At 64.7% G+C, this 23,726-nt stretch carries 24 protein-coding genes; 13 read left to right on the top strand and 11 right to left on the bottom strand.

Features of this window, described 5'->3' with window-relative positions; all coding sequences use genetic code 11:
- Positions 1 to 9 precede the first annotated feature (9 nt).
- Both QA639_RS18475 and QA639_RS18470 read left to right on the top strand, forming a co-directional pair.
- Positions 10 to 588 (top strand): peroxidase-related enzyme, encoded by a 579-nt coding sequence (locus tag QA639_RS18475; RefSeq protein WP_028334299.1) that lies wholly within the window; start codon positions 10 to 12, stop codon positions 586 to 588.
- An 8-nt stretch (positions 589 to 596) separates the two neighbouring features.
- Positions 597 to 1,109, top strand: a complete 513-nt coding sequence (locus QA639_RS18470) for an MgtC/SapB family protein (RefSeq protein ID WP_157344856.1) — start codon at positions 597 to 599, stop codon at positions 1,107 to 1,109.
- Here QA639_RS18470 and QA639_RS18465 read toward each other — a convergent pair.
- Positions 1,070 to 1,696: a ParB-like protein gene (locus QA639_RS18465; RefSeq protein WP_016848428.1), complete on the bottom strand. Its 627-nt coding sequence runs from the start codon at positions 1,694 to 1,696 to the stop codon at positions 1,070 to 1,072. The two genes, QA639_RS18470 and QA639_RS18465, sit on opposite strands and share 40 nt — an antisense overlap.
- Before the next feature lie 422 nt (positions 1,697 to 2,118).
- Between QA639_RS18465 and QA639_RS18460 the strand changes: the two genes are divergently transcribed.
- The 6 genes from QA639_RS18460 (at position 2,119) to QA639_RS18435 (ending at position 6,946) form a co-directional block, all read left to right on the top strand.
- Positions 2,119 to 2,460 (top strand): hypothetical protein, encoded by a 342-nt coding sequence (locus QA639_RS18460; protein ID WP_028334297.1) that lies wholly within the window; start codon positions 2,119 to 2,121, stop codon positions 2,458 to 2,460.
- A gap of 181 nt (positions 2,461 to 2,641) precedes the next feature.
- A complete protein-coding gene (locus tag QA639_RS18455) occupies positions 2,642 to 2,941 on the top strand; it encodes an acyl carrier protein (protein WP_028334296.1) in 300 nt (99 codons plus the stop codon).
- A 9-nt stretch (positions 2,942 to 2,950) separates the two neighbouring features.
- Positions 2,951 to 3,421, top strand: coding sequence for a 3-hydroxyacyl-ACP dehydratase FabZ family protein (locus tag QA639_RS18450; RefSeq protein ID WP_157344860.1), 471 nt, complete (start codon positions 2,951 to 2,953; stop codon positions 3,419 to 3,421).
- A gap of 3 nt (positions 3,422 to 3,424) precedes the next feature.
- A complete protein-coding gene (locus QA639_RS18445) occupies positions 3,425 to 4,609 on the top strand; it encodes a beta-ketoacyl-ACP synthase (RefSeq protein ID WP_028334294.1) in 1,185 nt (394 codons plus the stop codon).
- Positions 4,610 to 4,715: 106 nt separating this feature from the next.
- Positions 4,716 to 5,993, top strand: a complete 1,278-nt coding sequence (locus QA639_RS18440) for a beta-ketoacyl-ACP synthase (RefSeq protein WP_028334293.1) — start codon at positions 4,716 to 4,718, stop codon at positions 5,991 to 5,993.
- 17 nt (positions 5,994 to 6,010) lie between these two features.
- Positions 6,011 to 6,946, top strand: a complete 936-nt coding sequence (locus QA639_RS18435; RefSeq protein WP_057019707.1) for a lipid A biosynthesis lauroyl acyltransferase — start codon at positions 6,011 to 6,013, stop codon at positions 6,944 to 6,946.
- 146 nt (positions 6,947 to 7,092) lie between these two features.
- On the opposite strand, the gene QA639_RS18430 is transcribed toward QA639_RS18435, so the two are convergent.
- From QA639_RS18430 to QA639_RS18400, 7 genes are all read right to left on the bottom strand, one after another.
- On the bottom strand, positions 7,093 to 8,202 hold the full coding sequence (locus tag QA639_RS18430; RefSeq protein WP_050386380.1) for a polyamine ABC transporter substrate-binding protein: 1,110 nt from the start codon (positions 8,200 to 8,202) through the stop codon (positions 7,093 to 7,095).
- Between the two features lie 6 nt (positions 8,203 to 8,208).
- Complete coding sequence (locus tag QA639_RS18425; RefSeq protein WP_157344862.1) at positions 8,209 to 9,378, bottom strand: aminotransferase; 1,170 nt, start codon at positions 9,376 to 9,378, stop codon at positions 8,209 to 8,211.
- A gap of 8 nt (positions 9,379 to 9,386) precedes the next feature.
- Positions 9,387 to 9,716, bottom strand: coding sequence for a rhodanese-like domain-containing protein (locus tag QA639_RS18420; RefSeq protein WP_283090407.1), 330 nt, complete (start codon positions 9,714 to 9,716; stop codon positions 9,387 to 9,389).
- Positions 9,717 to 9,853: 137 nt separating this feature from the next.
- The gene (locus QA639_RS18415; RefSeq protein WP_028334288.1) at positions 9,854 to 11,779 is read right to left on the bottom strand and encodes a potassium transporter Kup; all 1,926 of its coding nucleotides are present in this window, start codon (positions 11,777 to 11,779) and stop codon (positions 9,854 to 9,856) included.
- Positions 11,780 to 11,934: 155 nt separating this feature from the next.
- Positions 11,935 to 13,833 (bottom strand): potassium transporter Kup, encoded by a 1,899-nt coding sequence (locus QA639_RS18410; RefSeq protein WP_157344863.1) that lies wholly within the window; start codon positions 13,831 to 13,833, stop codon positions 11,935 to 11,937.
- Between the two features lie 112 nt (positions 13,834 to 13,945).
- The gene (locus QA639_RS18405) at positions 13,946 to 14,776 is read right to left on the bottom strand and encodes an OmpA/MotB family protein (RefSeq protein WP_016848417.1); all 831 of its coding nucleotides are present in this window, start codon (positions 14,774 to 14,776) and stop codon (positions 13,946 to 13,948) included.
- A 28-nt stretch (positions 14,777 to 14,804) separates the two neighbouring features.
- Positions 14,805 to 15,578, bottom strand: coding sequence for a motility protein A (locus QA639_RS18400; RefSeq protein WP_016848416.1), 774 nt, complete (start codon positions 15,576 to 15,578; stop codon positions 14,805 to 14,807).
- Between the two features lie 273 nt (positions 15,579 to 15,851).
- Here QA639_RS18400 and QA639_RS18395 point away from each other — a divergent pair, with 273 nt between their 5' ends.
- On the top strand, positions 15,852 to 16,829 hold the full coding sequence (locus QA639_RS18395) for an NADPH:quinone oxidoreductase family protein (RefSeq protein WP_157344865.1): 978 nt from the start codon (positions 15,852 to 15,854) through the stop codon (positions 16,827 to 16,829).
- Positions 16,830 to 17,137: 308 nt separating this feature from the next.
- The gene (locus tag QA639_RS18390) at positions 17,138 to 17,326 is read left to right on the top strand and encodes a hypothetical protein (RefSeq protein ID WP_016848414.1); all 189 of its coding nucleotides are present in this window, start codon (positions 17,138 to 17,140) and stop codon (positions 17,324 to 17,326) included.
- A 6-nt stretch (positions 17,327 to 17,332) separates the two neighbouring features.
- On the opposite strand, the gene QA639_RS18385 is transcribed toward QA639_RS18390, so the two are convergent.
- Positions 17,333 to 17,704 carry a hypothetical protein gene (locus QA639_RS18385; RefSeq protein ID WP_157344867.1) on the bottom strand — a complete coding sequence of 124 codons (372 nt, stop codon included), beginning with the start codon at positions 17,702 to 17,704 and terminating at the stop codon, positions 17,333 to 17,335.
- Positions 17,705 to 18,042: 338 nt separating this feature from the next.
- On the opposite strand from QA639_RS18385, the gene QA639_RS18380 reads away from it, so the two are divergent.
- Positions 18,043 to 18,276: a hypothetical protein gene (locus QA639_RS18380; RefSeq protein WP_028334283.1), complete on the top strand. Its 234-nt coding sequence runs from the start codon at positions 18,043 to 18,045 to the stop codon at positions 18,274 to 18,276.
- Between the two features lie 20 nt (positions 18,277 to 18,296).
- Here QA639_RS18380 and QA639_RS18375 read toward each other — a convergent pair whose 3' ends face one another.
- Entirely contained in the window at positions 18,297 to 19,568 is a 1,272-nt protein-coding gene (locus tag QA639_RS18375; protein ID WP_283090406.1) for an NAD(P)/FAD-dependent oxidoreductase, read from the bottom strand.
- Positions 19,569 to 19,610: 42 nt separating this feature from the next.
- Entirely contained in the window at positions 19,611 to 21,272 is a 1,662-nt protein-coding gene (locus QA639_RS18370; protein WP_028334281.1) for a thiamine pyrophosphate-binding protein, read from the bottom strand.
- A gap of 136 nt (positions 21,273 to 21,408) precedes the next feature.
- On the opposite strand from QA639_RS18370, the gene QA639_RS18365 reads away from it, so the two are divergent.
- Together QA639_RS18365 and QA639_RS18360 are read left to right on the top strand one after the other, a co-directional pair.
- The gene (locus tag QA639_RS18365) at positions 21,409 to 21,615 is read left to right on the top strand and encodes a hypothetical protein (protein WP_157341362.1); all 207 of its coding nucleotides are present in this window, start codon (positions 21,409 to 21,411) and stop codon (positions 21,613 to 21,615) included.
- Between the two features lie 531 nt (positions 21,616 to 22,146).
- The gene (locus QA639_RS18360) at positions 22,147 to 23,637 is read left to right on the top strand and encodes a methyl-accepting chemotaxis protein (protein WP_157341364.1); all 1,491 of its coding nucleotides are present in this window, start codon (positions 22,147 to 22,149) and stop codon (positions 23,635 to 23,637) included.
- Positions 23,638 to 23,726 lie beyond the last annotated feature (89 nt).

Genomic DNA, 23,726 nt, shown 5'->3' with positions numbered 1-23,726 from the left:
AACCATCTCATGACGCAGCCGACCGTAAAACGCTTCCCGACGCCCGCTCTCGACGAGCTCCCCGAGGATATCCGCACCCGCATCCTGGCGGTGCAGGAGAAATCCGGCTTCGTGCCGAACGTATTCCTCACCTTGGCCTATCGCCCCGACGAGTTTCGCGCCTTCTTCGCCTATCACGACGCGCTGATGGAAAAGGACTCCGGCCTCTCGAAGGCCGAGCGCGAGATGATCGTGGTGGCGACCAGCGCCGCCAACCAGTGCCAGTATTGCGTGATCGCCCACGGCGCGATCCTGCGCATCCGCGCCAAGAATCCCGAGATCGCCGACCAGATCGCGGTCAACTACCGCAAGGCCGACATCACGCCGCGGCAGCGCGCGATGCTCGACTTCGCCATGAAGGTGAGCCGCGCCGCCGAGGAAGTCTCGGAGGCGGACTTTGCCGCGCTTGCCGCCCACGGCTTCAGCGACGACGACGTCTGGGACATCGCCGCGGTTGCGGCGTTCTTCGCGCTGTCGAACCGGCTCGCCAACGTCACCGGCATGCGGCCGAACGGCGAGTTCTACATGCTCGGCCGCCAGCCGAAATAGAGGACGCCTTGGCGGACTGGAGCGAGATCATCCTGCGTCTCGGCGCGGCCACCCTTGCCGGCTGCGCGATCGGGCTCGACCGCGACCTGCGCGGCAAGCCGATCGGCCTGAAGACGCTTGGCCTGGTCAGCCTCTCGACGGCCATGGTCGTGCTGCTGGCATTGCAGGCCGTCGAGCCCGGCAAGTTCACCGACGCGGTGAGCCGCGTGATCCAGGGCGTGCTGACCGGCATCGGATTCCTCGGCGCCGGCGTGATCGTGCGGCAGGGCGACCGCTTCCAGGTTCGCGGCCTGACCAGCGCCGCATGCGCTTTCTTCGCCGCTTGCGTTGGCATCGTCTGCGGCGCCGGACATTGGCCGATCGTCGTCACCGCCGTCGTGCTGGCGTTCCTGCTGTTGACCTTCGGCAAGCGGACCGAACGGTGGCTGCACCACGCGCTCGGCGGCAGGGAGGATCAGCACGGGCCGGCGGTGGCGGCAGATCAGTCGTCAGATGCCGGCCCGCACCAGCCGGGCAAATAGACCGCGTCCTTGCTGCGGCCGAGCGCCAGTCCCTTCTCCAGCGCCTTGGCGAAATTGTTCTCCACCGTCTTGCGCGGGATGTGGCGGCGCAGAAAATCGGCCCACAGGAATTCACTGAACGGCGTCGTGTCCTTGGCAAAGCCGCCCGCCCGGCGCATCTCACCGGCGAGGCTGCGGAACGGATCGTCCCTGAGATCCTTGATCGATTTCGGAATGTCCTTGAAGTGGCGGCGCTCGCCCTTGGAATCGTAGGGATAGACCCAGCGCTTGTTGTCCATCACGCCCCAGAACACGTCACGCTCGACCATCGTGAGATCGCCGATCACCGTGACCAGGATGTCCTTGACGCCCTCCTCGTGCAGCGCACGCGCCATGTGATGGTGATCGACCACGTAGTAGCGATCGTCGGGACCATGGACGACCGGGATCATGTGCTTGCCCAGCAGTTCGGCGCGCTTCTTGTCCGACTTGTGCTCGCGCCAGCGCTTCCGCTTCTCCGTCACCTCCTGCATGCCGACCGTCATCTGGGTCGGCCGCAGCGACAGGATCGGGACCGGTTTGACGTAAGGCTCGCGCGTGTGGGCCATGATTTATGCTCCTTTTTGACCGGCACTCCGGAACGGGTTCCACTATGTCATGAGCCCGCAGGCGGGTGAAAGAGTCCGGTGCGCCGGCATGGCTTCACGAAGCGGTGGGGGGCCGATGGCCAAGATGGTCCGGCCTCGGCTGTCGATGCTCCCGGGCTGTCAATGCCCGGGCGCGCAGCCTCAACCTCCGTGACCGCGTTGCGGCGCAAACTGTGCATGCGCGAAGGTCGAACGAGTGTGTCGACATCGGCTGGGTCGTCGCAATGCCGAGCATCCCGCGCTCCGCAGCAGTCGCCTCGACGGCAAGCCAGTTCCTGGAGGTGATCGAAGCATGAATACCACCTCTGCGCGCACCAAGATTTTAGGTGTGAAGTGCAGCGAACATGCTAAACATAACTGGCGACGCGACCGGACTGACAACAGTGAAGACGCAGCGGCCAATCTCCTCGGATGCCGAGCACGTGGTGCTCAAATTCCGGCCGCGTACCTCGGCGCAGCCGCCCGGCAAGCGCGAGGAGCCGCTCCGATCGACGCGCCCGGCTTCCGTTGCCAACGACCTCTCTCGCTATGAGAAGCCGCGCGAGGAGCCGGACGATTTCCGCCAGCGCATGCTCGCCAACATCGCCGCCTTCGCCTTCACGGTGGCGCTCACCGCGATCGGCATCTGGCTTGCCATGAGCATCGCCGATTTGCGCAAGACCCAGGATTGCGTGCTGATGGGCCGCCGGGATTGCGCGAAGATTACGGTGATGCCGCGCAGCTAGGCTGGCCGGAACCCTGCCCAAAAACCGTCCTTGCGAGGCCGGCCAAGCTCCATTGAACTAACGGCCCTGCTCCGATATACGGGCACACGACTCCGGCACCAGCAATCGGGCATTCCGGGGCAACGCGCCCGCCTCCTCTGAGCCGACCCGGAATTACCTTCAATATATCAAAGGCTTAATGATGTCCTCCACATTCGAGCAGATCGCCAACATTATCGCGGAGACCTGCGACATCCCGCGCGACACGATCAAGCCGGAGAGCCACGCGATCGACGATCTGGGGATCGACAGCCTCGACTTCCTCGACATCGCCTTTGCCATCGACAAGGCCTTCGGGATCAAGATGCCGCTCGAAAAGTGGACCCAGGAGGTCAACGACGGCAAGGCCACGACCGAGCAGTATTTCGTGTTGAAGAATCTCGCCGACCGCATCGACGAGCTGGTTGCAGCCAAGAACGCGGGCACGGGCTCGGGCTCGTAATCGCCCATCATGCAGCTCGAGATCTTTCAGCTGATTGATCGGATCGTCGACCTCAACCTCGACGCAAGGACCATTGTCGTCGAGGCGGATGTTCCGCCCGACAGCCATTCGGTGTTCGCGGGGCACTTCCCGGGCTACCCGATCATGCCCGGCGTGCTGCTGACCGAAGCAATGGCCCAGAGCTCGGGCTGGCTGATCCTCGGTCTGACCAAGTTCGAGCGTATGCCCTTCCTCGCCATGATCAAGGAAGCCAAGATGCGCGGCTTCGTCAGCCCCGGTTCGCTCCTGACCATCGAGGCCAAGATCGAGCACGAAGGTTCAGGCTTCGCCGTGACCTCGGCGAAGGTTCGCGTCGGCAAGGAGCTCAAGTGCAATGCCGAGCTGACCTTCCGTCACATCCCCTTCCCCAGCCCCGACTTGCGCGTGCACATGGATGCGATGGCCACCAAGATCGGGTTTCCGCAGCAGGCAATGAGTTGAGTAATGGCTGAGAAGGAAGTCTGGATCACCGGCGTAGGCCTGCTCTCCTCGCTTGGCGAGGGGCTGGATGCGCATTGGGAGGCGCTCGGCGCCCGGCGCGTCAATGCCGACGAGAAGCGTCTCGCGCCATACGTGATCCATCCGATCGCCCCCGTCAGCTTCGACGCCCAGATCCCGAAGAAGGGCGATCAGCGTCAGATGGAAGCCTGGCAGCGGATCGGTACCTATGCCGCCGGGCTGGCGCTCGATTCCGCCGGCGTCAAAGGCAATCAGGAAATCCTGTCGCGGATGGACATGATCATCGCAGCCGGTGGCGGCGAGCGTGACCTCAATGTCGACCTGGCGATCATGAACGCCGACGCGCAGGGCAAGCTGCCGCCCGCCCTCCTCAACGAGAAGCTGATGAACGAGCTGCGCCCGACGCTGTTCCTGGCGCAGCTCTCCAACCTGCTTGCCGGCAACATCGCGATCGTTCACGGCGTGTGCGGGACCTCGCGCACCTTCATGGGCGAGGAAGCCTCAAGCATCGACGCGGCACGGATCGCGGTCGCGCGCATCGGGGCCGGCCAGAGTGACATCGCCTTGGTCGGCGCTGCTCATAACGGCGATCGCGGCGACCTCTTGATGCTCTATGCATTCGGCGATCTCGCCCTCAAGGACCAGCATAGCTCGGTCTGGGCCCGCAGGAACAATCCGGGCTTTGCCATCGGCTCGGCCGGCGCCTTCCTCGTGATGGAATCGCGCGAACATGCCGAGGCCCGCGGCGCAAAGCCGTACGCTAAGCTGACCAAGGTGGTCGCCGACCTTGCCCGACGCAAGGAGCCGGGCGCCGTGACGAAATCGCTGGAAGCGTTGTGGCCGCAGCTCGGCGTTAGCGGCGACAACGGTATCCTGATCACGGGCGCGACCGGCGCCGAGCCTGCGACTGCCGAAGAGCGCGCATTCCTCAGCCAGCATGCCGGCTTTGCCGTCCGCGCCACCGGAACGACCTTTGGCCACACGATGGAGGCGCAGTTCCCACTCGGGCTCGCGCTGGCCGCGCTGTCGATCTCGCGCGGCGCCCTCTATCCGGCCAACGACCCGACCGGGCTGGAGGTTGAAAAGACCGAAGCGCCAACCCAGATTGTCGTGTTGGGGGTCGGCCACTGGCAGGGCGAAGGCATGGCACTGGTCGAGGCCGTCAGTTAGAGCATGATCCGGAAAATTGATTCCGAACATCATGCTCGAACAAACAACTAGAGTGCGATGAAGCTCATCGCGCTTTAAGTCCGGCGCAAGCACCGACGGGGAAACCATGACAGCACCACGCGATAAATTCGGCCGACCGATCGTTGTCGTGACCGGCATGGGAATCGTGACGTCGCTCGGCGGCGGTAAGACCGACAATTGGAAGCGCCTCACCGCGGGTGAGTCCGGCATCAAGACCGTGACACGCTTCCCGCTCGACAGTCTGAAGACGACGATGGCCGGCGCCGTCGATTTCGTTACCGTCGACCCGTTCTCGTCGACCAGCCTGTCGCAGCGTCTGGCCGAGATCGCGACCGAAGAAGCGCTCGAGCAAGCCGGCATCGGCAGCAAGGGCGACTTTCCCGGCCCGCTGTTTCTGGCAGTCGCCCCGATCGAGACCGAGTGGCCGCAGCGGCTCGAAGTCGCGCGCGAGGTTCCGACCAAGGACTTTGGAATCATCGAATACCTGGCGACCTGCAGCGGCGGGAAGTTCGCGCACTTTCACCGGCGCTTCACCTTCGGCTCCGTCGCGCTCAATCTCGCCGAGACCTTCGGCACCAAAGGGTCGCCGATTTCGCTGTCGACGGCTTGCGCGTCCGGCGCGACCGCGATCCAGCTCGGCGTCGAGGCGATCCGCCGCGGCGAAACCGATGCAACGCTGTGTATCGCGACCGACGGCTCGGTCAATCCCGAAGCCATGGTGCGCTTCTCGCTACTGTCGGCTCTCTCCACCCAGAACGACCCGCCGCAAGCCGCCTCGAAACCGTTCTCGAAGAACCGCGACGGCTTCGTGATGGCCGAGGGCGCCGGTGCGCTGGTGCTCGAGAGCTACGACGCCGCGATGGCGCGCGGCGCGCGTATCCTCGGCGTCGTTGCCGGCTGCGGCGAGCTCACCGATTCCTTCCACCGCACCCGCTCGAGCCCGGACGGCAAGCCGGCGATCGGCTGCGTGCGCAAGACGCTCGCCGATGCTGGAATGGAGCCCGAGCAAATTGATCACATCAACGCGCACGGGACCTCGACGCCGGAAAACGACAAGATGGAGTATCTTGCGACGTCGGCCGTGTTTGGCGAACACACCAAAAACATTCCGGTGTCGTCGAACAAGTCGATGGTCGGCCACACCATCTCGGCCGCCGGCGCAGTCGAGGCGATCTTCTCGCTGCTCACGCTCGAGCATCAGCGGATTCCGCCGACGATCAACTACGAGGTGCCCGACCCCGCGATCCCGTTCGACGTGGTCGGCAACAAGGCGCGCGATGCCAAGGTGACCGCCGTGATGTCGAACTCGTTCGGGTTCGGCGGGCAGAACGCCTCACTGATCCTGACGCGCGAGCCGGCCTAGCGCCCTCGCATCATCAGATGAAACGTCTGCTCCTTCGCACCAGGGCGCACCTGCGTGACGCCGCGAAGCCCGTGACCGACGCGGCGATCGGCGGGCTGACGATCGGCCTGCTGCGTACGACGCGCTATTTCGATCCCGAGAAGACCGCAAGATTCTTCGGCCGCGCCGCGCATTTCATCGGCCGCCGGCTGCGCGAGGATCGCATCGGCCGTGAGAACCTCAAGGCCGCTTTCCCGGAAAAGTCACCCGAGGAGATCGAGGAGATCCTGACGGGCGTCTGGCACAACCTCGGACGCATCGGCGCTGAATTCGCGCACATCGACCGCATCTGGGACCACGATCCCCAGAATCCCGACAAGCCGGGTCGCGTCGAATTCTCGGCGCGCAGCAAGCAGCTGTTCGATCAGTTGCGTGACGACGGCAAGCCGGCTCTGTTCTTCGCCGCACATCTCGGCAACTGGGAGCTCTCTCCAATTGCCGCCGCAGCGCATGGGCTCGACGCCACCATCCTGTTTCGCCGGCCGAACATCGAAGCCGCCGACCGCGCCATCGAACGCATCCGCGCGGTCAACCTGGGCACCCTGGTGCCGGCCGGCCGTGACGCACCGCTCAAGCTGGCGCAGGCGCTGAAGAACGGCCAGCACGTCGCGATGCTGGTCGATCAGTATTTGACCAACGGCGTTCCCGTCACCTTCTTCGGCCGCAAGACCACGGCGAATCCGCTGCTGGCGCGCCTGCGCCGGCAGATCGATTGCCCCATCCACGGCACGCGGATCATCCGCCTGCCCGACGGCCGCTTCCGCGGCGAGGTCACCGAGGAAGTCAAGCCGGTGTTCGACGCATCCGGCCAGATCGATATTCAGGGCACCATGCAGGCGATCACCGATGTCGTCGAGGGCTGGGTCCGTGAGTATCCCGATCAATGGCTCTGGCTGCACCGGCGCTGGCGGTAGGCTCATCCGACTTGTCATTCCGGGGCGATGCGAAGCATCGAACCCTCAGGTGCGCATTTGCGCACCGAGAATCTCGAGATTCCCCGATGCGCAATTGCGCATCTGAGGTCTGGTGCTGACGCACCATCCCGGAATGACGCCCCGCGTCACTTCCCGGTCTTCACCCTCGTCCACAGGCGATTGATGATCCGCTGCGTCGCGGGATCGCGCGCCGTGATCACGAACAGCTTCTTCTGCATCGCCTCGTCGGGATAGATGTTCTTGTCATCGAATATCTTCGGATCGATCAGCTTCTGGCTCGCCAGATTGCCGTTGGCATAGGACAGGAAGTTCGAGTTCTTCGCCGCGATCTCGGGACGGTAGAGGTAGTTGATCAGCTCATAGGCCTCGGCAACGTTCTTCGCATCCGCGGGGATCGCGAGATTGTCGAAGAACATCTGCGCGCCCTCCTTGGGGATCGTGTAACCGATCTCGACGCCGGTGTTGGCTTCCGCCGCCCGGCTGCGCGCCTGCATGATGTCGCCCGACCATCCGACCACGAAGCAGATTTCGCCGGAGGCCAGCGCGCTGAGATATTCGGACGAGTGGAATTTACGCACATAGGGCCGGATCTTGATGACGAGATCGGCGGCCTTCTCGAGGTCGGCCTGCTTGGTCGAGTTCGGATCGAGGCCGAGATAGCTCAGCGCCGCCGGCAGGATGTCGTCGGCGGAATCCAGCATGTGGATGCCGCAGTCCTTGAATTTGGCGAGGTTCTCCGGCTTGAACACCATGTCCCAGCTGTCGATCTTCGCATCGGGACCGAGAGTCTTCTGCGCAATCTTGACGTTGTAGCCGATGCCGGTGGTGCCCCACATGTAGTTGGCGCCGTAATTGTTGCCGGGATCGTAGGTAGCTAGTTGGCTCGTCACCACGGGCCACGCGTTGGCGAGGTTCGGCAGCTTCGACTTGTCGAGCTTGAGGAACACCTTCGCGGTGATCTGGCGCTGCAGGAAGTAGCCGGTCGGCACCACGACGTCGTAACCCGACTTGCCAGCGAGCAGCCGCGTCTCCAGCGTCTCGTTGGCGTCGAACGTATCGTACACGACCTTGATGCCGGTTTCCTTGGTGAAGTCCTCGAGGACTCCCGGCGCCATGTAGTTCGACCAGTTGTAGAAGTTGACCGTGCGCTCCTCGGCGTCGGCGGAGGCCGAGAGCAGCAGGACCGTCGCGACCGCGCCGACGAAGCTGACGAGACGACGGTTCTGCTCTCGCATTCTGGCCTACCTCTTGCGGCGGTGAACGGCGTCCGACAACCGCTCCAGCGCGGCGTCGAGCGTCGAGTCTTTCTTGGCGAAACAAAAACGCACGACCGACGTCACCGCATCCTGCTCGTAGAACGCCGACACCGGGATCGCCGCGACCTTGTAGTCCTGCACGATCCGCCAGCAGAACTCCGCGTCGGTCTCATTGAGACCGAGCGGCGACAGGTCCACGGTGAGGAAGTAGGTCCCCTGCGACTTCAGCACCGGAAAGCCGATGCTCTCCAACCCCCTGGTCAGGCGGTCGCGGCTCCGCGCCATGTCCTTGCGCATGTCGAGGAAATAATCGTCGGGCTTGCCGAGGCCATATGCCACCGCCGCCTGCAGATTGGGCGCCGTCGTGAAGGTGAGGAACTGGTGCACCTTCGCCGCGACGCGCAGCAGCTGCGGCGCGGCGCAGACGAAGCCGATCTTCCATCCGGTCAGCGAGAAGATCTTGCCGGCGCTGCCGACCTTGATGGTGCGGTCGCGCATGCCCGGGATCGTGATCAGAGGGATGTGCTCACGGCCGTCGAACACCACGTGTTCCCAGACCTCGTCGCAGATCGCGACCACGTCGAATTCCTGGCAGAACCGCGCCAGCAGTTCGAGGTCCTCGCGCGGATAGACCACCGCCGCCGGATTGAGCGGATTGTTGAACAGCACCGCCTTGGTCTTGTGATTGAAGACGCTGCGCAGCATCTCCTCGCTCAGCCGCCACTCCGGCGGTTCGAGCCGCAGCAGCCGCGGAATGCCGCCGGCCTGGCGGATGATCGGCAGATAGGAATCATAGACCGGCTGGAAGCACACCACCTCGTCACCGGGTTCGACCACGGAGAGGATCGAGGAGGTCAACGCCTCGGTGCCGCCGGAGGTGACCATCACCTCGGTCATCGGATCGAGCTTGAGCCCGTGCCAGTGGCCGTAATGCGATGCGATCGCCTGACGGAGCTCCGGGATGCCCATCATCGACGGATATTGATTATAGCCGTTGATCGAGGCGTCCGCGGCGGCGCGGCGGATGTCCTCCGGACCGGGATCGTCGGGAAAGCCCTGGCCGAGATTGATGGCGTTGTTGTCGCGCGCGGCCTGCGACATCGCCTCGAAGATGGTGACAGGAAGGTCCGCGAAGACCTTGTTCATGGAGGTCATGTCGAGGATCAGCCGCCGGTCTTGGTCGGCAGTCCCGCCGCCTTCCAGCCGATGATGCCGCCCGCCAGATGCTTGTCATAGGGCAGGCCCGCGGCCTGCGCGGCCAGCGAGGCCGTCACCGAGCGCTTGCCGGAGCGGCAGGCAAACACCACCTGCTTGCCCTGCGGATCGGGAATCGCCGCCGGATCGAACGTCGACAGCGGCACCACGACGCCATCGGGATAGGCCTCGACGGCGACCTCGTTCGGCTCACGGACGTCGACGAGGAGATAGCGGCCTTCCGCTATGCCCTTCGACACCTCGTCCGGAAACAAATCTTCCACCTTGTGCTCCGCCACGGAAATATCCTCCCGACATGATCTTTGGCGAGCGTCGCCCGGCTCGCCGTTCCGGGCCGCAAAGTCGCCTCTTGCGCGGAGAAAATCAAGCGTCCGAAACGGGTTAGATGCCACGCGGAAAAGCTGGATCGTGGCCCCTAGATCGTAACCTGTGTCCCGACCTCGACCACCCGCCCGGTCGGGATCTGGAAATAGTCGGTGGCATCGTTCGACGAGCGGCTCAGCGCGATGAACAGATGGTCCTGCCAACTCGGCATGCCCGAATGCGCCGCCGGCTTCAGCGCACGGCGGGAGAGGAAGAACGAGGTCGACATGATGTCGAACTGCCAGCCGAGCTTGCGGGCGATCGCCAGCGTCTTCGGCACGTTCGGCTGCTCCATGAAACCGAACTTCAGCGTCACCTTGGAGAAGGTCTCGCTCAGCTGCTCCATCCGCACTCGCTCGGACGGATCGATCCGCGGCGTCGGCGCGGTCTCGATGGTCAGGATGACGTTCTTTTCGTGCAGCACCTTGTAGTGCTTGAGGCTGTGCATCAGCGCGGTCGGCGCGCTGACGGGATCGCTGGTCAGGAACACCGCGGTGCCGGAGACCCGTTGCGGAGGCCGCTTCTCCAGCATCGCGACGAGATCGGCGAGCGGGAATTCCAGCTTGCGCGACTTCTCGAAAAGCAGCCGGCTGCCGCGCCGCCAAGTGTACATCACCACTATCATGGCGCCGCCAAGCGCGAGCGGCACCCAGCCGCCCTCGAACACCTTGAGCAGGTTGGCGGCGAGGAAGGTGATGTCGAGGAACAGGAATGGCGCAACCAGCGCCGCGGCGGCGATCGGCGACCAGCGCCAGACCTTCCAGATCACGACAAAGCCCATCATCGCCGTCACCACCATGGTGCCGGTCACCGAAATGCCGTAGGCCGAGGCCAGCGCGCTCGACGAGCGGAACATCAGCACCAGCACGATGACCGCGATGAACAGGAAGCGGTTGATGCGCGGCATGTAGATCTGCCCGGAATGCGCTTCCGAGGTGTGGCGGATCTCGAACCGCGGCAGCAGGCCGAGCTGGATCGCCTGCCGCGTCAGCGAATACGCACCGGTGATGACGGCCTGGCTCGCGATCACGGTCGCCATGGTCGCAAGCGCGACCATCGGGATCAGGGCCCAGTCCGGGAACATCAGGAAGAACGGGTTCTCGATGCCTTTGGGATTGCCGATCAAGAGCGCGCCCTGCCCCAGATAGTTCAGCGCCAGCGACGGCAGCACGATGAACAGCCACGCGGTCTGGATCGGGCGTTTGCCGAAATGGCCGAGGTCGGCATAGAGCGCCTCGGCGCCGGTCACCGCGAGGAAGACCGCACCGAGCGTGATGAACCCGATCACGCCGTGATGCAGCATGAACGACACCGCAAGGATCGGATTGAGCGCGTACAGCACTTCGGGATGCCGCACGATCTGCGGCAGCGCCGCGACCGCGATCAGGGCGAACCACACGCACATCACCGGACCGAAGAAGGCCGCGACGCGCGCGGTGCCGCGCGACTGCACCGCGAACAGGACGACAAGAATCACCACCGTGAGCGGCACGACATAGGGATCGAATGTCGAGGTGACGAGCTTGATGCCCTCGATTGCCGACAGCACCGAGAGCGCCGGCGTGATGACAGCGTCGCCATAGAACAGCGCGCCGCTGATGATGCCGAGCAGCACGATCGCGGCGCCGCCCTTGGTCGCCGCGCGCTGCGCCAGCGCCATCAGCGCCAGCGTGCCGCCCTCGCCATTGTTGTCCGCGCGCAGCAGGATCACGACGTATTTCAGCGTGACGACAACGATCAAAGCCCAGAGGATCAGCGATAGCACGCCGAGCACCGCATGCGCCGTCACCGCGCCCTCGCCGCCGGCGGCCGCAACGACGGCCTCGCGCAAGGCGTAAAGCGGGCTGGTGCCGATGTCGCCATAGACGACACCGATGCTGCCGAGCATCAGGGCCTTGAAGGTGGCGGTTGAATGCGCCTCACCATTGCCGTTTGCCGCCGGCGTTTCCGCCGCGGTGATCGCACTCTCGGATGACATGGGGAAGCTGTGCCTCTGTCTTCTGCCGCACCGCACAATGCCGGGTCGCAGCGCTATACTCCCGGCAGGAATGCATAGGTTAGCCCGGATTCAGGCCTCCGCCATGCATATCACGCATGGATCACGGTCGATCAACGTCAGAATCCTGCGCCGGATCAGATAGTTACCTGGGTACCCACTTCAACCACCCGGCCGGTCGGGATCTGGAAATAGTCGGTGGCATCATTGGCGGACCGGCTCATCGCGATGAACAGGTGGTCCTGCCATTGCGGCATCCCGGACTGGGCCGACGGCTTCAGCGAGCGGCGCGACACGAAGAACGAGGTCGACATGATGTCGAACTGCCAGCCGAGCTTGCGCGCGACCGCCAGCGCCTTCGGCACGTTCGGCGATTCCATGTAGCCGAAGCGCAGCCGGACCGCGGTGAACTTGTCGCTCACCTTCTCCATGTTGACGCGCTCGGATAGATCGACGCGCGGCGTCGGTGCGGTCTCGATGGTCAGGATCACGTTGTGCTCGTGCAGCACCTTGTTGTGCTTGAGATTGTGCAGCAGCGCGGTCGGCACGAAGCTCGGATCGCTGGTCAGGAACACCGCAGTGCCCTTGACGATATGCGGCGGCCGCTTCTCCAGACTGTGGATCAGGTCGCGCAGCGGCACCTCGATGCGCCGGGTCTTGGCGACCAGGATGGCGGCGCCGCGGCGCCAGGTCCAGATCATCGTCGCCATCACGACGCCGAACAGCAGCGGCACCCACGCGCCCTCGAACAGCTTCAGGAGATTGGCGCTGAAGAAGGTCATATCAACGATCACGAACGGCAGGATCAAGGCTGCCGCCGACGCCACGCGCCAGTTCCACAGCTTCCAGATCACGATGAAGCCCATGATGCCGTCGGCGACCATGGTGGTGGAGACGGCGATGCCGTAGGCCGAAGCCAGCCCGCTCGAGGTGCGGAACAGCAGCACCAGCAGCAGCACGCCGATCAGCAGCAGCCGGTTGACGCGTGGCAGATAAATCTGGCCGGCATGGGTCTCCGAGGTGTAGCGGACCTCGAAGCGCGGCAAGAGCCCGAGTTGCACCGCCTGGCTGATCAGCGAATAGGCGCCGGTGATGACCGCCTGGCTCGCGATCACCGTCGCGGCGGTGGCGAGCCCGACCAGCGGCAGCAGCAGCACGTCGGGCACCATGCGGTAGAACGAGTTCTCGATCGCGCCAGGGTCGGACAGCACCAGCGCGCCCTGCCCGAAATAGTTCAGCAGCAGCGAGGGCAGCACGAAGAACAGCCAGCCGGACTGGATCGGCTTGCGGCCGAAATGCCCGAGATCGGCATACAGTGCCTCGCCGCCGGTCACCGCGAGGAACACCGCGCCCAGCGTCACCAGGCCGATGGTGCCGTGGGTCAGCATGAACTGGAGCGCGTAATAGGGATTGATCGCCGCCAGCACCGACGGGTCGTCCATGATGTGGACGAGCCCCATCACCGCCAGCGAGGCGAACCACACCACCATCACCGGACCGAAGGCGGAAGCGACGCGCGCGGTGCCAGAACTCTGCACCGAGAACAGCACGACCAGGATCAGGATCGTCAGCGGCACCACATAGTGCTCGAGATGCGGGGTGGCGAGCTTGAGGCCTTCGACCGCCGACAGCACCGAGATCGCAGGCGTGATCATGGAATCGCCGATGAACATCGAGGCGCCGACCACGCCGAGCGCGAGCAGCGGCCAGTTGCGCCGACCGATCGCGCGCTGGCCGAGCGCCATCAGCGAGAGCGTGCCGCCCTCGCCATTGTTGTCGGCGCGCAGCAGCAGCAGCACGTATTTCGCGGTGACGACGGTGAACAGTGCCCACAGGATCAGGCTGAGCACGCCCAGCACCATGATGCGGGTGACCGGCTGGCCGTGCGCGGCGCCGCCGACCGCTTCGCGGAATGCGTAGAGCGGCGAAGTTCCGATGTCGCCGAACACCACCCCGATGCTGCCGAGTGTCAGGGCCCAGAAGCTGGAGGTGGGTTGTCCTTCCTGAGCTTCGGTAGATGAGACGCTGACAGCCATGGCGAGGTTGGAACGCCCGATCGGTTGATTTGATCCGCGCGGCTATCGACGCTTCCGCTCCGCGTGTCAACCGCGCACCGGTGGCAGTCGACGGTAGTATGGTAACCCGGAGCTACGGCTTCAGATCCGGCGGCAGTGGCGGATTTTCCCGCATCAACGTGATGGTCACGCGACGGTTGGCCGGCAGCGTCGGGTCGTCGGGAAACAGCGGCTGGCCGTCGGCCTTGCCGGAAACCGCGAAAATATGCGACGGCGGCAGCCCTTCCCGCTCCAGGATCTGCCGCACCGCGTTGGCGCGGTCCGCGGACAGGTCGAAGCCGTCGTAATCACTGCGCGCCGGCACGAAGCCTGCGGCTGTATGCCCCACGATCGCAACCCGCAGCGGCGTCGCCTTCAGTGGCGCGGCCAGCTTCTGGATCAGCCGGCGGGTGCGGTCGTACGGCTCCCTGGAGCCGTCCGCGAACATCGAGCGGCCGTCCTGGTCGACGATCTCGAGGTTGAGTCCCTCCTTGGTCTCCTCGAACATGATGTTCTTGGAGATCTCGGTCAGCTCCGGCATGTCCTGCAGCGCCTGGCGAAGCGAGGCCGAGGCGAGCGCGAATTCGCGGTCGATCTTCAGCCGCGCGCCGTTGATCTGGCTGCGCTCCTTCTCGTCCGGCGTCGGATTGGCCGAGGAGTCCTCCGGCGAGATATGCTCGACGTTCTTCAGCTTCGGCCGGGTCGGCAGGCCGTCGGATTCGACGATGCCGGAATAGCGCACATTGGTCTGCACGCCGAAGGCATCGCGCATCGAGCCGGCAACGATCTTCAGCTTGTTGTTGTCCATGGTGGAGAACGCGACGAGCATCACGAAGAAGCTCATCATCAGGCCCATCAGGTCGGCGAAGGTCACGAACCAGCCGTGACCTCCGGTATGGGCGTCGCCGCGCTTTTTCTTGGCCATTGTAGCGTTTTCCGAAAGAGCGGTCCGGTCAGGCCGGAACCGGCTCGCCTTCCTCCTGGCGATGCTTCTCCGGCAGATAGGCCAGCAGCATCTCGCGTACCAGCGCGGGGCTCTTGGAGTCGCGGATCATCAGAATGCCGTCGATGATCAGCGTGCGGTTGGTCTCCTCGTCGAGCAGCTTGCCGTGCAGCTTGTCGGCGATCGGCAGGCAGAACAAATTGGCGACCAGCGCGCCGTACAGCGTCGCGAGCAGTGCGGTCGCCATGAACGGGCCGAGCTTGGAGGGGTCGGTCATGTTGGCAAACATCTGCACCATGCCGATCAGCGTGCCGATCATGCCGAACGCCGGTGCGCAGTCGCCGATCGCGCGATAGATCTTGCTGCCCTCGTCGAGGTGCATCAGGAAGTTGTCGCGGTCGCGTTCCATGTTGTCGCGGATGAATTCGAGGTCGTAACCGTCGGCGACGTAACGGATGCCCTTGGCGAGGAACGGCTCGTCGGTCTCGACCTTTTCCAGACCGACCGGCCCCTGCTTGCGGGCGATCTCGGCGATGCGGGCGAGCTCGTCGACCAGATCGCGGGCCGACAACCGGCTCATGGTGAAGGCGAATTTGGCGCCGAGCGGCAGGCCATGCAGCATCACGCCGAGCGGAAAACGGATCATCGTCGCAGCGATCGAGCCGCCGAAGATGATGATCATGGCATGTTCGGAGATGAACATGTGCAGGTCGCCGCCCATGAACATCATCACCGCGATGACGATGATGCCAGCCAACAGCCCGGCGCCAGTCATGATATCCATAGGAGACTCCAACGCGTACGCAACCTGCCCGTCCTTGGACGGCGCGCAGCCCAGTGCGGGCCGCGTGGAAAACCCTAACGTTAACGCCATTAAGGACGGGTTACCGAATTTGGTAGGGATAACAACGGGTAAACGCCGGCCTTTTCGCGATGTCGTTGAAGATGCTGGCTTTCCGCATGCGATGCCATCGCTGCATGCGTAAAAGGTCTCCCCGTACAACAACGGACATGACATAGGTTTGGCCAGAGGAAACGAACAAGCGAGCAGGACAGGATGAAGGCGGTCGTCGTCGAGCAATACGCACCCATCGATCAGATCGGGCTGAGGGAGATCGCCACCCCCGAACCCGGCCCCGGACAGATCCGCGTCCGGGTCCACGCCGCGAGCATCGGCTTCGTGGATGGGCTGAAGGTCGAGGGCCGCTACCAGACCAAGGATGCCCTCCCCTTTACGCCGGGCGCGGAATTCGCCGGCGTGGTCGATGCGGTCGCAGGCGGCGTTGCCGGCATCGCGCCGGGCATGCGGGTGATGGGCGCGGCGCGCTCGGGCGCGCTGGCCGAGCACATCGTGGTGCCGCCCGACGCCGTCGAGATCATGCCCGACGGACTGTCGATGGAGGCCGCCGCGGCTTTTCGCACCAATTACCTCACCGCGCTCTATGCACTCGGCGAGCGCGGTTCGCTCAAGGCCGGCGAGCAGTTGCTGGTGCTCGGCGCCGCCGGCGGCACCGGGATCGCCGCCATTCAAGTCGGCAAGCTGCTCGGCGCGCGCGTCGTCGCCGCGGCCTCGACGGAGGAGAAGCGCAACTTCGCCGCAAGCTTCGGTGCCGACGCGGTCGTCGACTACACGAAGCCCGACTGGCGCGACGCGCTGAAGGACGCGACCGCCGGCCATGGCCCCGACGTGATCTTCGATCCGGTCGGTGGCGAGGTCTCGCTGCAGGCGTTCCGCTCGATCGCCTGGAACGGCCGCCATGTCGTGGTTGGTTTCGCGGCCGGCAACATTCCCGCATTGCCGTTCAATCTGCCGCTCCTGAAAGGCGGCCTCCTGATCGGCGTCGATGCCGCCCAGATCGCGCGGCGGGAGCCCGAGGCGCAGGCGCGCGTGATGACGCAAATGTCGGCTTGGCTAAACGAAGGCCGGCTGACGCCTGTGGTCGGCAAGGTATTCGCATTCGAGGACTTTGGCGCGGCCTTCACCACCATGCAAACCCGTGCGGCGCTCGGCAAGATGGTGGTGCGGATCGGTTAGAGGAAGCGGCAACACCCTCACGTCTGCCTCACCCACCACCGTCGTCCCGGCCCCCGTGCGCAAGTGCGCACTAGGCGAAAACGACGGCGAGCGTGTTGCGCGGTCTGTGAGTCAAACAACCGCATGACGAGCGGCAAGCTGCGGGAGGGCGCCGGCCTCCTGGAGAAGCCGGTCTCGCAAGCCAAGCTTGCCTTGAGGGTCGGAGAGATACGCGACCGTCGCCAAGGTTCGCAAAAATTATCACAGGTTATTGTTGCGCGGTTCTGTGCCGCCTTAGCGTTGCGGAATACGGCATTCGGGGACGAAAAATGCAGGACATGCTGACGCATCTCGAAAAGCTTCGACGCGACGCGGCGGAATGTGCGTTGATCCGCGACCTGGCAACTGACATGCGCAAGCGCGAGCTGTTCAGCAAGCTCGCCGAACATCTCACGGCCCTTGCCGCCGAGGTGGAGGAAACCATCAACGCCGCACGCAAGGAGGACCAAGTCATCTAGCGAGGCCTACGTCGAGCGTTCGAATGTATCGACACTTGTCGTGACGGCTCGCCACCAGTTCACGGGCTTCAGGGCCGCCGCTTCGCCCTCGCGGGTCGCGACCAGCGCCTTGTCCGACACGACAAACCACGCCGCTTCCATTTTTTGATCGCGAAGCAAGCCGGTATAGGAAACCACGCGATCGCCCGCCGCCGACGAACCGACTGACGAAAATCCGATGCAATTGCCTTGGTGGACGCCGAAGATCACAACCGTCTGGCCGTAGAAGCCGCTATCGGCCAGCGCGGTTCGAAACGTCTCCTCGATGCGGCCATTCGCTTCACTGGTGATCTCGACGATCGAACCGTATTGGATTTTCCACCTACCGACCCCCGTCATCTCGTGTTCCCGACGCCGCGCGCTCCGGCCACGAATGCGCGGGACAACTTGCCCAGGAGATCGACGTTCCTGACAGCGCAAAGGTCCCGGGAGGATATGGCAATTTGCCGGATGGAACCAACGTCGCAACGGCGCATTGTCATTTCACCCATCGGTTGACAGGTAATATGCCGCCAGTATCGGTAGACATGCCGATGCTGTAGCATTGCTGGTTCGCCGAGGAGCCTATTCGCCGCAATGTGTTGTATTTCAGGATTCTTTGTCTTGGCACTTTTTGCACATCGAGCATCGAGCACCACGTCGCGATCGCGCGGGCGGATTACCACCAAAGAGGCGCGATGAAGACCGACAAGGCTATCTGGTACGTCTCGTTCGCCATGCGAAATCCTGACGCCGGACATCACCGCTTCGCGCGCCAGACCCGTACCTTCACGACCGAGCAGGATGCCAAGGCGTTTGCGCGCACCCTGCTCGTTCAGACGCAGGACGTCAGCGCCGGAACGATCAATCCGCACATACCGAGACGCGTGATCGCGCCGGCCGCGATCACGGCCTGGGCCGGCGACAGCTGAGACTTCGCCTCCGTTGCTCCCTACAGGAAGCGTGAGGGCGCGAACGGGGCGAGCGGGATCTCCGGCGCCTTGCCGCTCAGGAGTTGCGCGACCAGCCGGCCGGTGCGGGCCGATCCGACCAGGCCGACATGGCCGTGGCCGAAGGCGTAGATCACGTCGCGCGTGGCACGGGCATAGCCGATGCAGGGGCGCCCGTCCGGCATGCTCGGCCGATGGCCGAACCAGGTCTTGATCCGCGATGGCGGAATATCCCTCGGCAGCTTCGGGAACATGCTGAAGAGATGCTCGCGCAGGATTTCGGCGCGCTTCCAGTTCGGCGCGGCATCGAGCCCCGCGATCTCCACCGTACCGGCGGCGCGCAGGCCCTTGTCGGTCCAGTTGACGACCATCTTGGCGTCCGAGGCCATCATCGAATTGCGCGGGCCGGATTCCGGATTCTCGATCATGACGTGATAGCCGCGCTCGGTCTCCAGCGGCAGCGGATCGCCGATCGAGGCGGTCAGTTGCCTGGAGCGCGCGCCCGCGGCGACGACGGCGGCGTCGCAGGCGATCTCGCCGCTCTCGGTGACCACGGCGACCAGCCTGTCGCCGGCAAGCCTGAGGCCCGTGGCCTTGGCGGCGACGCGCTCGGCGCCAATCGCGATCGCGTGCGCGGCAAGCGCCGCGACATAGGCGCCTGGATCGCAGCAGCGGCCCGCCTCCTCCACCACGACGCCGAATTTGTAGCGCGGGTGCAGGTCGGGCTCGCGCTGGCGCATCTCGTCTTCATCGAGCTCCAGCCATTCGATGCCGACGCGCTTGCGGATGCGCCAACCGAGATCGCGGTCGAACGGCGCGCGCGAGGGAAACACATGCATCACCCCGCGCCGCTCGATCAATTCGCCCACGCCTGCTTCCTCGGCGAGCTGCAGGTGCAGCAGCGGCGCATCCTTCAGGAGATCGCGCATCGCCCGCGCGGTGGCCTCGACCTGCGCCTCGGTCCGGCTCGACAGCAGATACTTGATCAGCCACGGCAAGGCCTTCGGCAGATACGACCAGCGGATCGCCAGCGGCCCGAGCGGATCCATCAGATAACCCGGCACCTTCTTCCAGGTGCCCGGCTCGGCCGGCGGGATCACCGAATGCGACGACAGCCAGCCGGCATTGCCGTAGCTCGCCGCCTGGGTGCCGCCGGGCTCGCCCGGATCGATCAAGGTGACGCTGTGGCCCGCGCGCAGCGCCTCGATGGCGCTGATCACGCCGACCGCGCCGGCCCCGATGATCGCGACGTGACGGAACTCTTGTTGGGGCATGATCTCCTCGGAAAACCGCTTCGCACGTTTCCGGATCATGCCCTAGCGCGTTGCCTGCGGCACAAAGTCCTTACCGACCGACAGCGCGCGCTGATCGACCAGGCAGTGCAGGATCGCCGGCTTGCCGGAGGCCAGCGCGCGCTCGAACGCGGGCGCGAAGTCTTCGGTGCGCTCGACACGCTCGCCATGGCCACCGAACGCCTTGGCATAAAGCGCGAAGTCCGGATTCTTGAGCTGGGTGCCGACGACGCGTCCGGGATAGTCGCGCTCCTGATGCATGCGGATGGTGCCGTATTGCGCGTTGTCGATGACGACGACGATCAGCGGCGCGTCGTACTGCACGGCGGTGGCGAACTCCTGCCCGTTCATCAGGAAGCAGCCGTCGCCGGCAAACGCCACGACGACCCGGTCCGGATGATGCCGCTTGGCCATCACAGCCGCCGGCACGCCGTAACCCATCGAGCCCGAGGTCGGCGCGAGCTGCGCGGCGAAAGCATGGAAGCGATGGTGGCGGTGAATCCAGCCGGCATAATTGCCGGCGCCGTTGCAGACGATGGTATCCTTCGGCAGGCGATCGCGCAGCCAGGTCACGACCTCGCCATACTGGAAGCTGCCCGGCAGCTCGCGCGGCTTGTCGGTCCAGGCGAGATAGTCCGCATGCGCCTTGGCCGCCTCGCCCTTCCAGGCGGGTGCGGCCGCGGGCTTCATGGTCTCGACCGCGGCGGCAAAGGCCGCAGGCGTCGCCTGGATCGCCAGCGCCGGCTGGTAGACACGGCCGAGCTCCTCGGCGCCGGGATGGACATGGATCAGTTTCTGGCTCGGCACCGGAATGTCGAGCAGCGTGTAGGATGAGGACGGCATCTCCGACATGCGGCCGCCGATCAGCAGGATGACGTCGGCGCCGGTGATGCGATCCCTGAGCTTCGGGCTCGGGCCGATGCCGAGATCGCCGGCATAATGCGAGTGGTCGGCATCGAACAGCGAGGCGCGGCGGAACGAGGTCGTAACCGGCAGGTCGAAGCGCTCGGCGAAGCGCGCGATGCCCTTGGCGGCCTCCGCGGTCCAGGCCGAGCCGCCGAGCACCACGATCGGCGCCGTGGCGGATGCCAGCATGGTGCCAAGACGCTCGAGATCCGACGGCGCCGGCCAACTCGCCGCAGGCTCGACCTTCGGCGCGTCCGCGACCGCGGCGGTTTCGGTCAGCATGTTCTCCGGCAGCGAGATCACCACCGGACCGGGCCGGCCCTGCAGCGCGACGCGGAAGGCGCGCGCGACCAGTTCCGGAATGCGATCCGGACGATCGATCTCGACCGCCCATTTCGCCATGGTGCCGAACACCGCCTTGTAGTCGAGTTCCTGGAACGCCTCGCGCTCGCGCATGCCGGTGTCGACCTGGCCGACGAACAGGATCATCGGGGTGGAGTCCTGCATCGCGATGTGCACGCCATGGGCTGCATTGGTCGAGCCCGGACCGCGGGTGACAAAGCAGATGCCCGGACGTCCCGTGAGCTTGCCATAGGCCTCCGCCATCATCGCGGCTCCGCCCTCGGCGCGGCAGATCACGACGTCGATCGGGCTGTCGTGCAAGGCGTCGAGCGCCGCCAGATAGCTCTCGCCCGGCACGCAGGTGACGCGCTCCACCCCTTGCGCGACCAGCTGGTCGATCAGGATCTGGCCTCCGGTGCGGGCATTGCTTTTGGTCATGAGGGCTCCTGCAGGTACTGGCGCGCGTTTGGGCTTCGCGCGGATCGTGGTCCCACGGGGTATGATAGACGGAAATGGGGTGCAAGGCCGAAGCTGCGTCTCGCGGGCGCAGCGGCGCCAAGCCATGCGGTAGGCAATGGGCAACGCTGTTTCGTCATCGATTTCCGCAGAGCGGACGTTCGTCGGCACGATTGAAGCCGCCAGCCGGCAAGCGGCGCAGGTCACCGTCGGCCGGCCCGGCGCGATCTCGCCGCGCTCAAGCGGGATCGATGTCGCCACGCCGGTCTGTGACCCCCATCGGGTCTCACGCGGCATGATCAACCTACGCGCGCTTCTTTCATGAACACTCGCATAGACGATGCGGCAGCCCCTGTCATCACGAGGCGCCGACCGACGCAACAGAGCGCAAAAGAATGCTCGCACGCCACATCGCCAAGACCGACAGCGCGTGGCCGCCGACACGATTGAAATCAGAGGCCCTCCGCCGCGCGCGATGCCGTGGCACCACCTGCATAAACCACCACGTCATGTGCACGCTAACAATCATTAGGAGCGCACGCTTCTGCTTCCGTAAGATTACGGTGCAGCGATCGGCCGCTTCGCATCTTCGCCGCGGGATCGCGCGGATTTCACGGCAAATCGCGGTGTTGCGCGACGTTTTCGGCTGCGCTCATCGCGAGCTCGACCTTGCGCGAGCGCACGCGGCGCATTGCACGCCTTCTTGGTGGAACTCGAATCGCCTACCGTTCCACGCAGTCAGAAATTGTAAATCGTGTAGCGCACCTGCGTGGGGCCGGCGGTGGAAGGCATTCCGTCGCCGATCAGGTGCACCGTTTCAATTCACCAAGATCATTATCAAGGCTGGAGGCAATGCATGTTGGGGATGAAGAGCGTCGCAAGCGTGGTCGGCTCGGACAGTTCGTATCGGTTGTTCGATGACATGCCGATCAGTGTCATGCTCTGCGAGCTGGACGATTTCAAAATCACCTACATCAACGAGTCGACGCGGCAGAACCTGAAGAAGATCGAGCATGTGCTGCCGGTGAAGGTCGACGCGCTGATCGGGCAATCGATCGACATCTTTCACAGGAACCCGCAGCATCAGCGCCGGCTGCTGTCCGACCCGAAGAACCTGCCGCACAAGGCGCGCATCACCATCGGCGGCGAGACGCTCGATCTCACCGTGACGGCGATGACCAGTTCGCGCGGCCGCTACACCGGGCCGATGCTGACCTGGGAGCTCGCGACCGAGAAGGCGCGGCTTGAAACGCAGACCGAACGGCTGTTGCAGATGCTCGACAACATGCCGATCAACATCATGATGTGCGACACCGATTTCAACATCACTTACATCAACCAGACCAGCCTGAAGACGCTCGACACCGTGAAGCATCTGCTTCCGGTGGCGCCGGACAAGATCCTCGGCAACTCGTTCGACATCTTCCACAAGAACCCGGCGCACCAGCGCCGCATCGTCGGCGATCCCAAGAGCCTGCCGCATGCGGCCAAGATCAAGCTCGGGCCGGAAACGCTCGACCTGCGGGTCTCCGGGCTGACCGACAAGCGGGGCAACTACACCGGCGCGATGCTGAGCTGGTCGGTGGTGACAGGCAATGTGAAACTGGCCGACGATTTCGAGAAGGACGTGAAGGGCCTTGCCGGGATGCTGGCGTCGGCCTCGACGCAAATGCAGGGCACGGCGCGATCACTGACGACGACCGCCGAATTCGTCAATCAGCGCTCGGCGAGCGCGGCGTCCGCGTCCGAGGAGCTGTCGTCCTCGGTCAACGAGATCAGCCGCCAGGTAGCCGAGGCGAGCCGCATCGCCCGCATGGCGGTCGACGAGGCCGAGAAGTCCGACAAGCTGGTCGCGGGTCTCGTGACCATGGCGCAGAAGATCGGCGACGTCGTCGCCCTGATCAGCCAGATCGCCGGCCAGACCAACCTGCTTGCGCTCAACGCAACCATCGAGTCCGCGCGGGCCGGCGAGGCCGGACGCGGCTTCGCCGTCGTCGCCTCCGAGGTGAAGGCGCTGGCCAACCAGACCGCCAAGGCCACGGAAGACATTTCGGCGCAGATCAACGAGATGCAGGCTGCGACCGGCAACACCGCTACCGCGCTGAAGGCGATCTCGCAGGTTATCGTCCAGATCAGCGAGATCTCGACCGTGATCGCCAGCGCCGTCGAGGAGCAGGCCGCGGCCACCAAGGAGGTCACGGCAAACATCAACGGCACGACCAAGGCGATCGACGATGCCAGCAAGGCCGCCGAGAACGTGCTGGCGGCCTCCGGAGAGCTCGCCAGCAACGCCTCCGAGCTGGAAGTTCAGGTCGACAAGTTCCTCAAGAACGTGCGCGCGATGTAGCGGCGCGCGAGGGACATGAGCGCGCACCCGCCTCTCCGTGTCATTCCGGGGCGATGCGCGAGCATCGAACCCGGAATCTCGAGCCGCAG

The organism is Bradyrhizobium pachyrhizi, assembly GCF_029714545.1.
Lineage (GTDB): Bacteria > Pseudomonadota > Alphaproteobacteria > Rhizobiales > Xanthobacteraceae > Bradyrhizobium > Bradyrhizobium pachyrhizi.
The sequence above is the reverse complement of the archived record's forward strand: the minus strand, read 5'-3'. Positions and strand labels throughout refer to the sequence as shown.

Coding starts and splice junctions, on each gene's coding strand:
- QA639_RS18475 (WP_028334299.1), top strand. CDS start 10: ATGACGCAGCCGACCGTAAAACGCTTCCCGACGCCCGCTCTCGACGAG.
- QA639_RS18465 (WP_016848428.1), bottom strand. CDS start 1,696: ATGGCCCACACGCGCGAGCCTTACGTCAAACCGGTCCCGATCCTGTCG.
- QA639_RS18455 (WP_028334296.1), top strand. CDS start 2,642: ATGTCCTCCACATTCGAGCAGATCGCCAACATTATCGCGGAGACCTGC.
- QA639_RS18450 (WP_157344860.1), top strand. CDS start 2,951: ATGCAGCTCGAGATCTTTCAGCTGATTGATCGGATCGTCGACCTCAAC.
- QA639_RS18445 (WP_028334294.1), top strand. CDS start 3,425: ATGGCTGAGAAGGAAGTCTGGATCACCGGCGTAGGCCTGCTCTCCTCG.
- QA639_RS18440 (WP_028334293.1), top strand. CDS start 4,716: ATGACAGCACCACGCGATAAATTCGGCCGACCGATCGTTGTCGTGACC.
- QA639_RS18435 (WP_057019707.1), top strand. CDS start 6,011: ATGAAACGTCTGCTCCTTCGCACCAGGGCGCACCTGCGTGACGCCGCG.
- QA639_RS18430 (WP_050386380.1), bottom strand. CDS start 8,202: ATGCGAGAGCAGAACCGTCGTCTCGTCAGCTTCGTCGGCGCGGTCGCG.
- QA639_RS18425 (WP_157344862.1), bottom strand. CDS start 9,378: ATGACCTCCATGAACAAGGTCTTCGCGGACCTTCCTGTCACCATCTTC.
- QA639_RS18415 (WP_028334288.1), bottom strand. CDS start 11,779: ATGTCATCCGAGAGTGCGATCACCGCGGCGGAAACGCCGGCGGCAAAC.
- QA639_RS18410 (WP_157344863.1), bottom strand. CDS start 13,833: ATGGCTGTCAGCGTCTCATCTACCGAAGCTCAGGAAGGACAACCCACC.
- QA639_RS18405 (WP_016848417.1), bottom strand. CDS start 14,776: ATGGCCAAGAAAAAGCGCGGCGACGCCCATACCGGAGGTCACGGCTGG.
- QA639_RS18400 (WP_016848416.1), bottom strand. CDS start 15,578: ATGGATATCATGACTGGCGCCGGGCTGTTGGCTGGCATCATCGTCATC.
- QA639_RS18395 (WP_157344865.1), top strand. CDS start 15,852: ATGAAGGCGGTCGTCGTCGAGCAATACGCACCCATCGATCAGATCGGG.
- QA639_RS18390 (WP_016848414.1), top strand. CDS start 17,138: ATGCAGGACATGCTGACGCATCTCGAAAAGCTTCGACGCGACGCGGCG.
- QA639_RS18385 (WP_157344867.1), bottom strand. CDS start 17,704: ATGACGGGGGTCGGTAGGTGGAAAATCCAATACGGTTCGATCGTCGAG.
- QA639_RS18380 (WP_028334283.1), top strand. CDS start 18,043: ATGAAGACCGACAAGGCTATCTGGTACGTCTCGTTCGCCATGCGAAAT.
- QA639_RS18375 (WP_283090406.1), bottom strand. CDS start 19,568: ATGCCCCAACAAGAGTTCCGTCACGTCGCGATCATCGGGGCCGGCGCG.
- QA639_RS18370 (WP_028334281.1), bottom strand. CDS start 21,272: ATGACCAAAAGCAATGCCCGCACCGGAGGCCAGATCCTGATCGACCAG.
- QA639_RS18365 (WP_157341362.1), top strand. CDS start 21,409: ATGGGCAACGCTGTTTCGTCATCGATTTCCGCAGAGCGGACGTTCGTC.
- QA639_RS18360 (WP_157341364.1), top strand. CDS start 22,147: ATGTTGGGGATGAAGAGCGTCGCAAGCGTGGTCGGCTCGGACAGTTCG.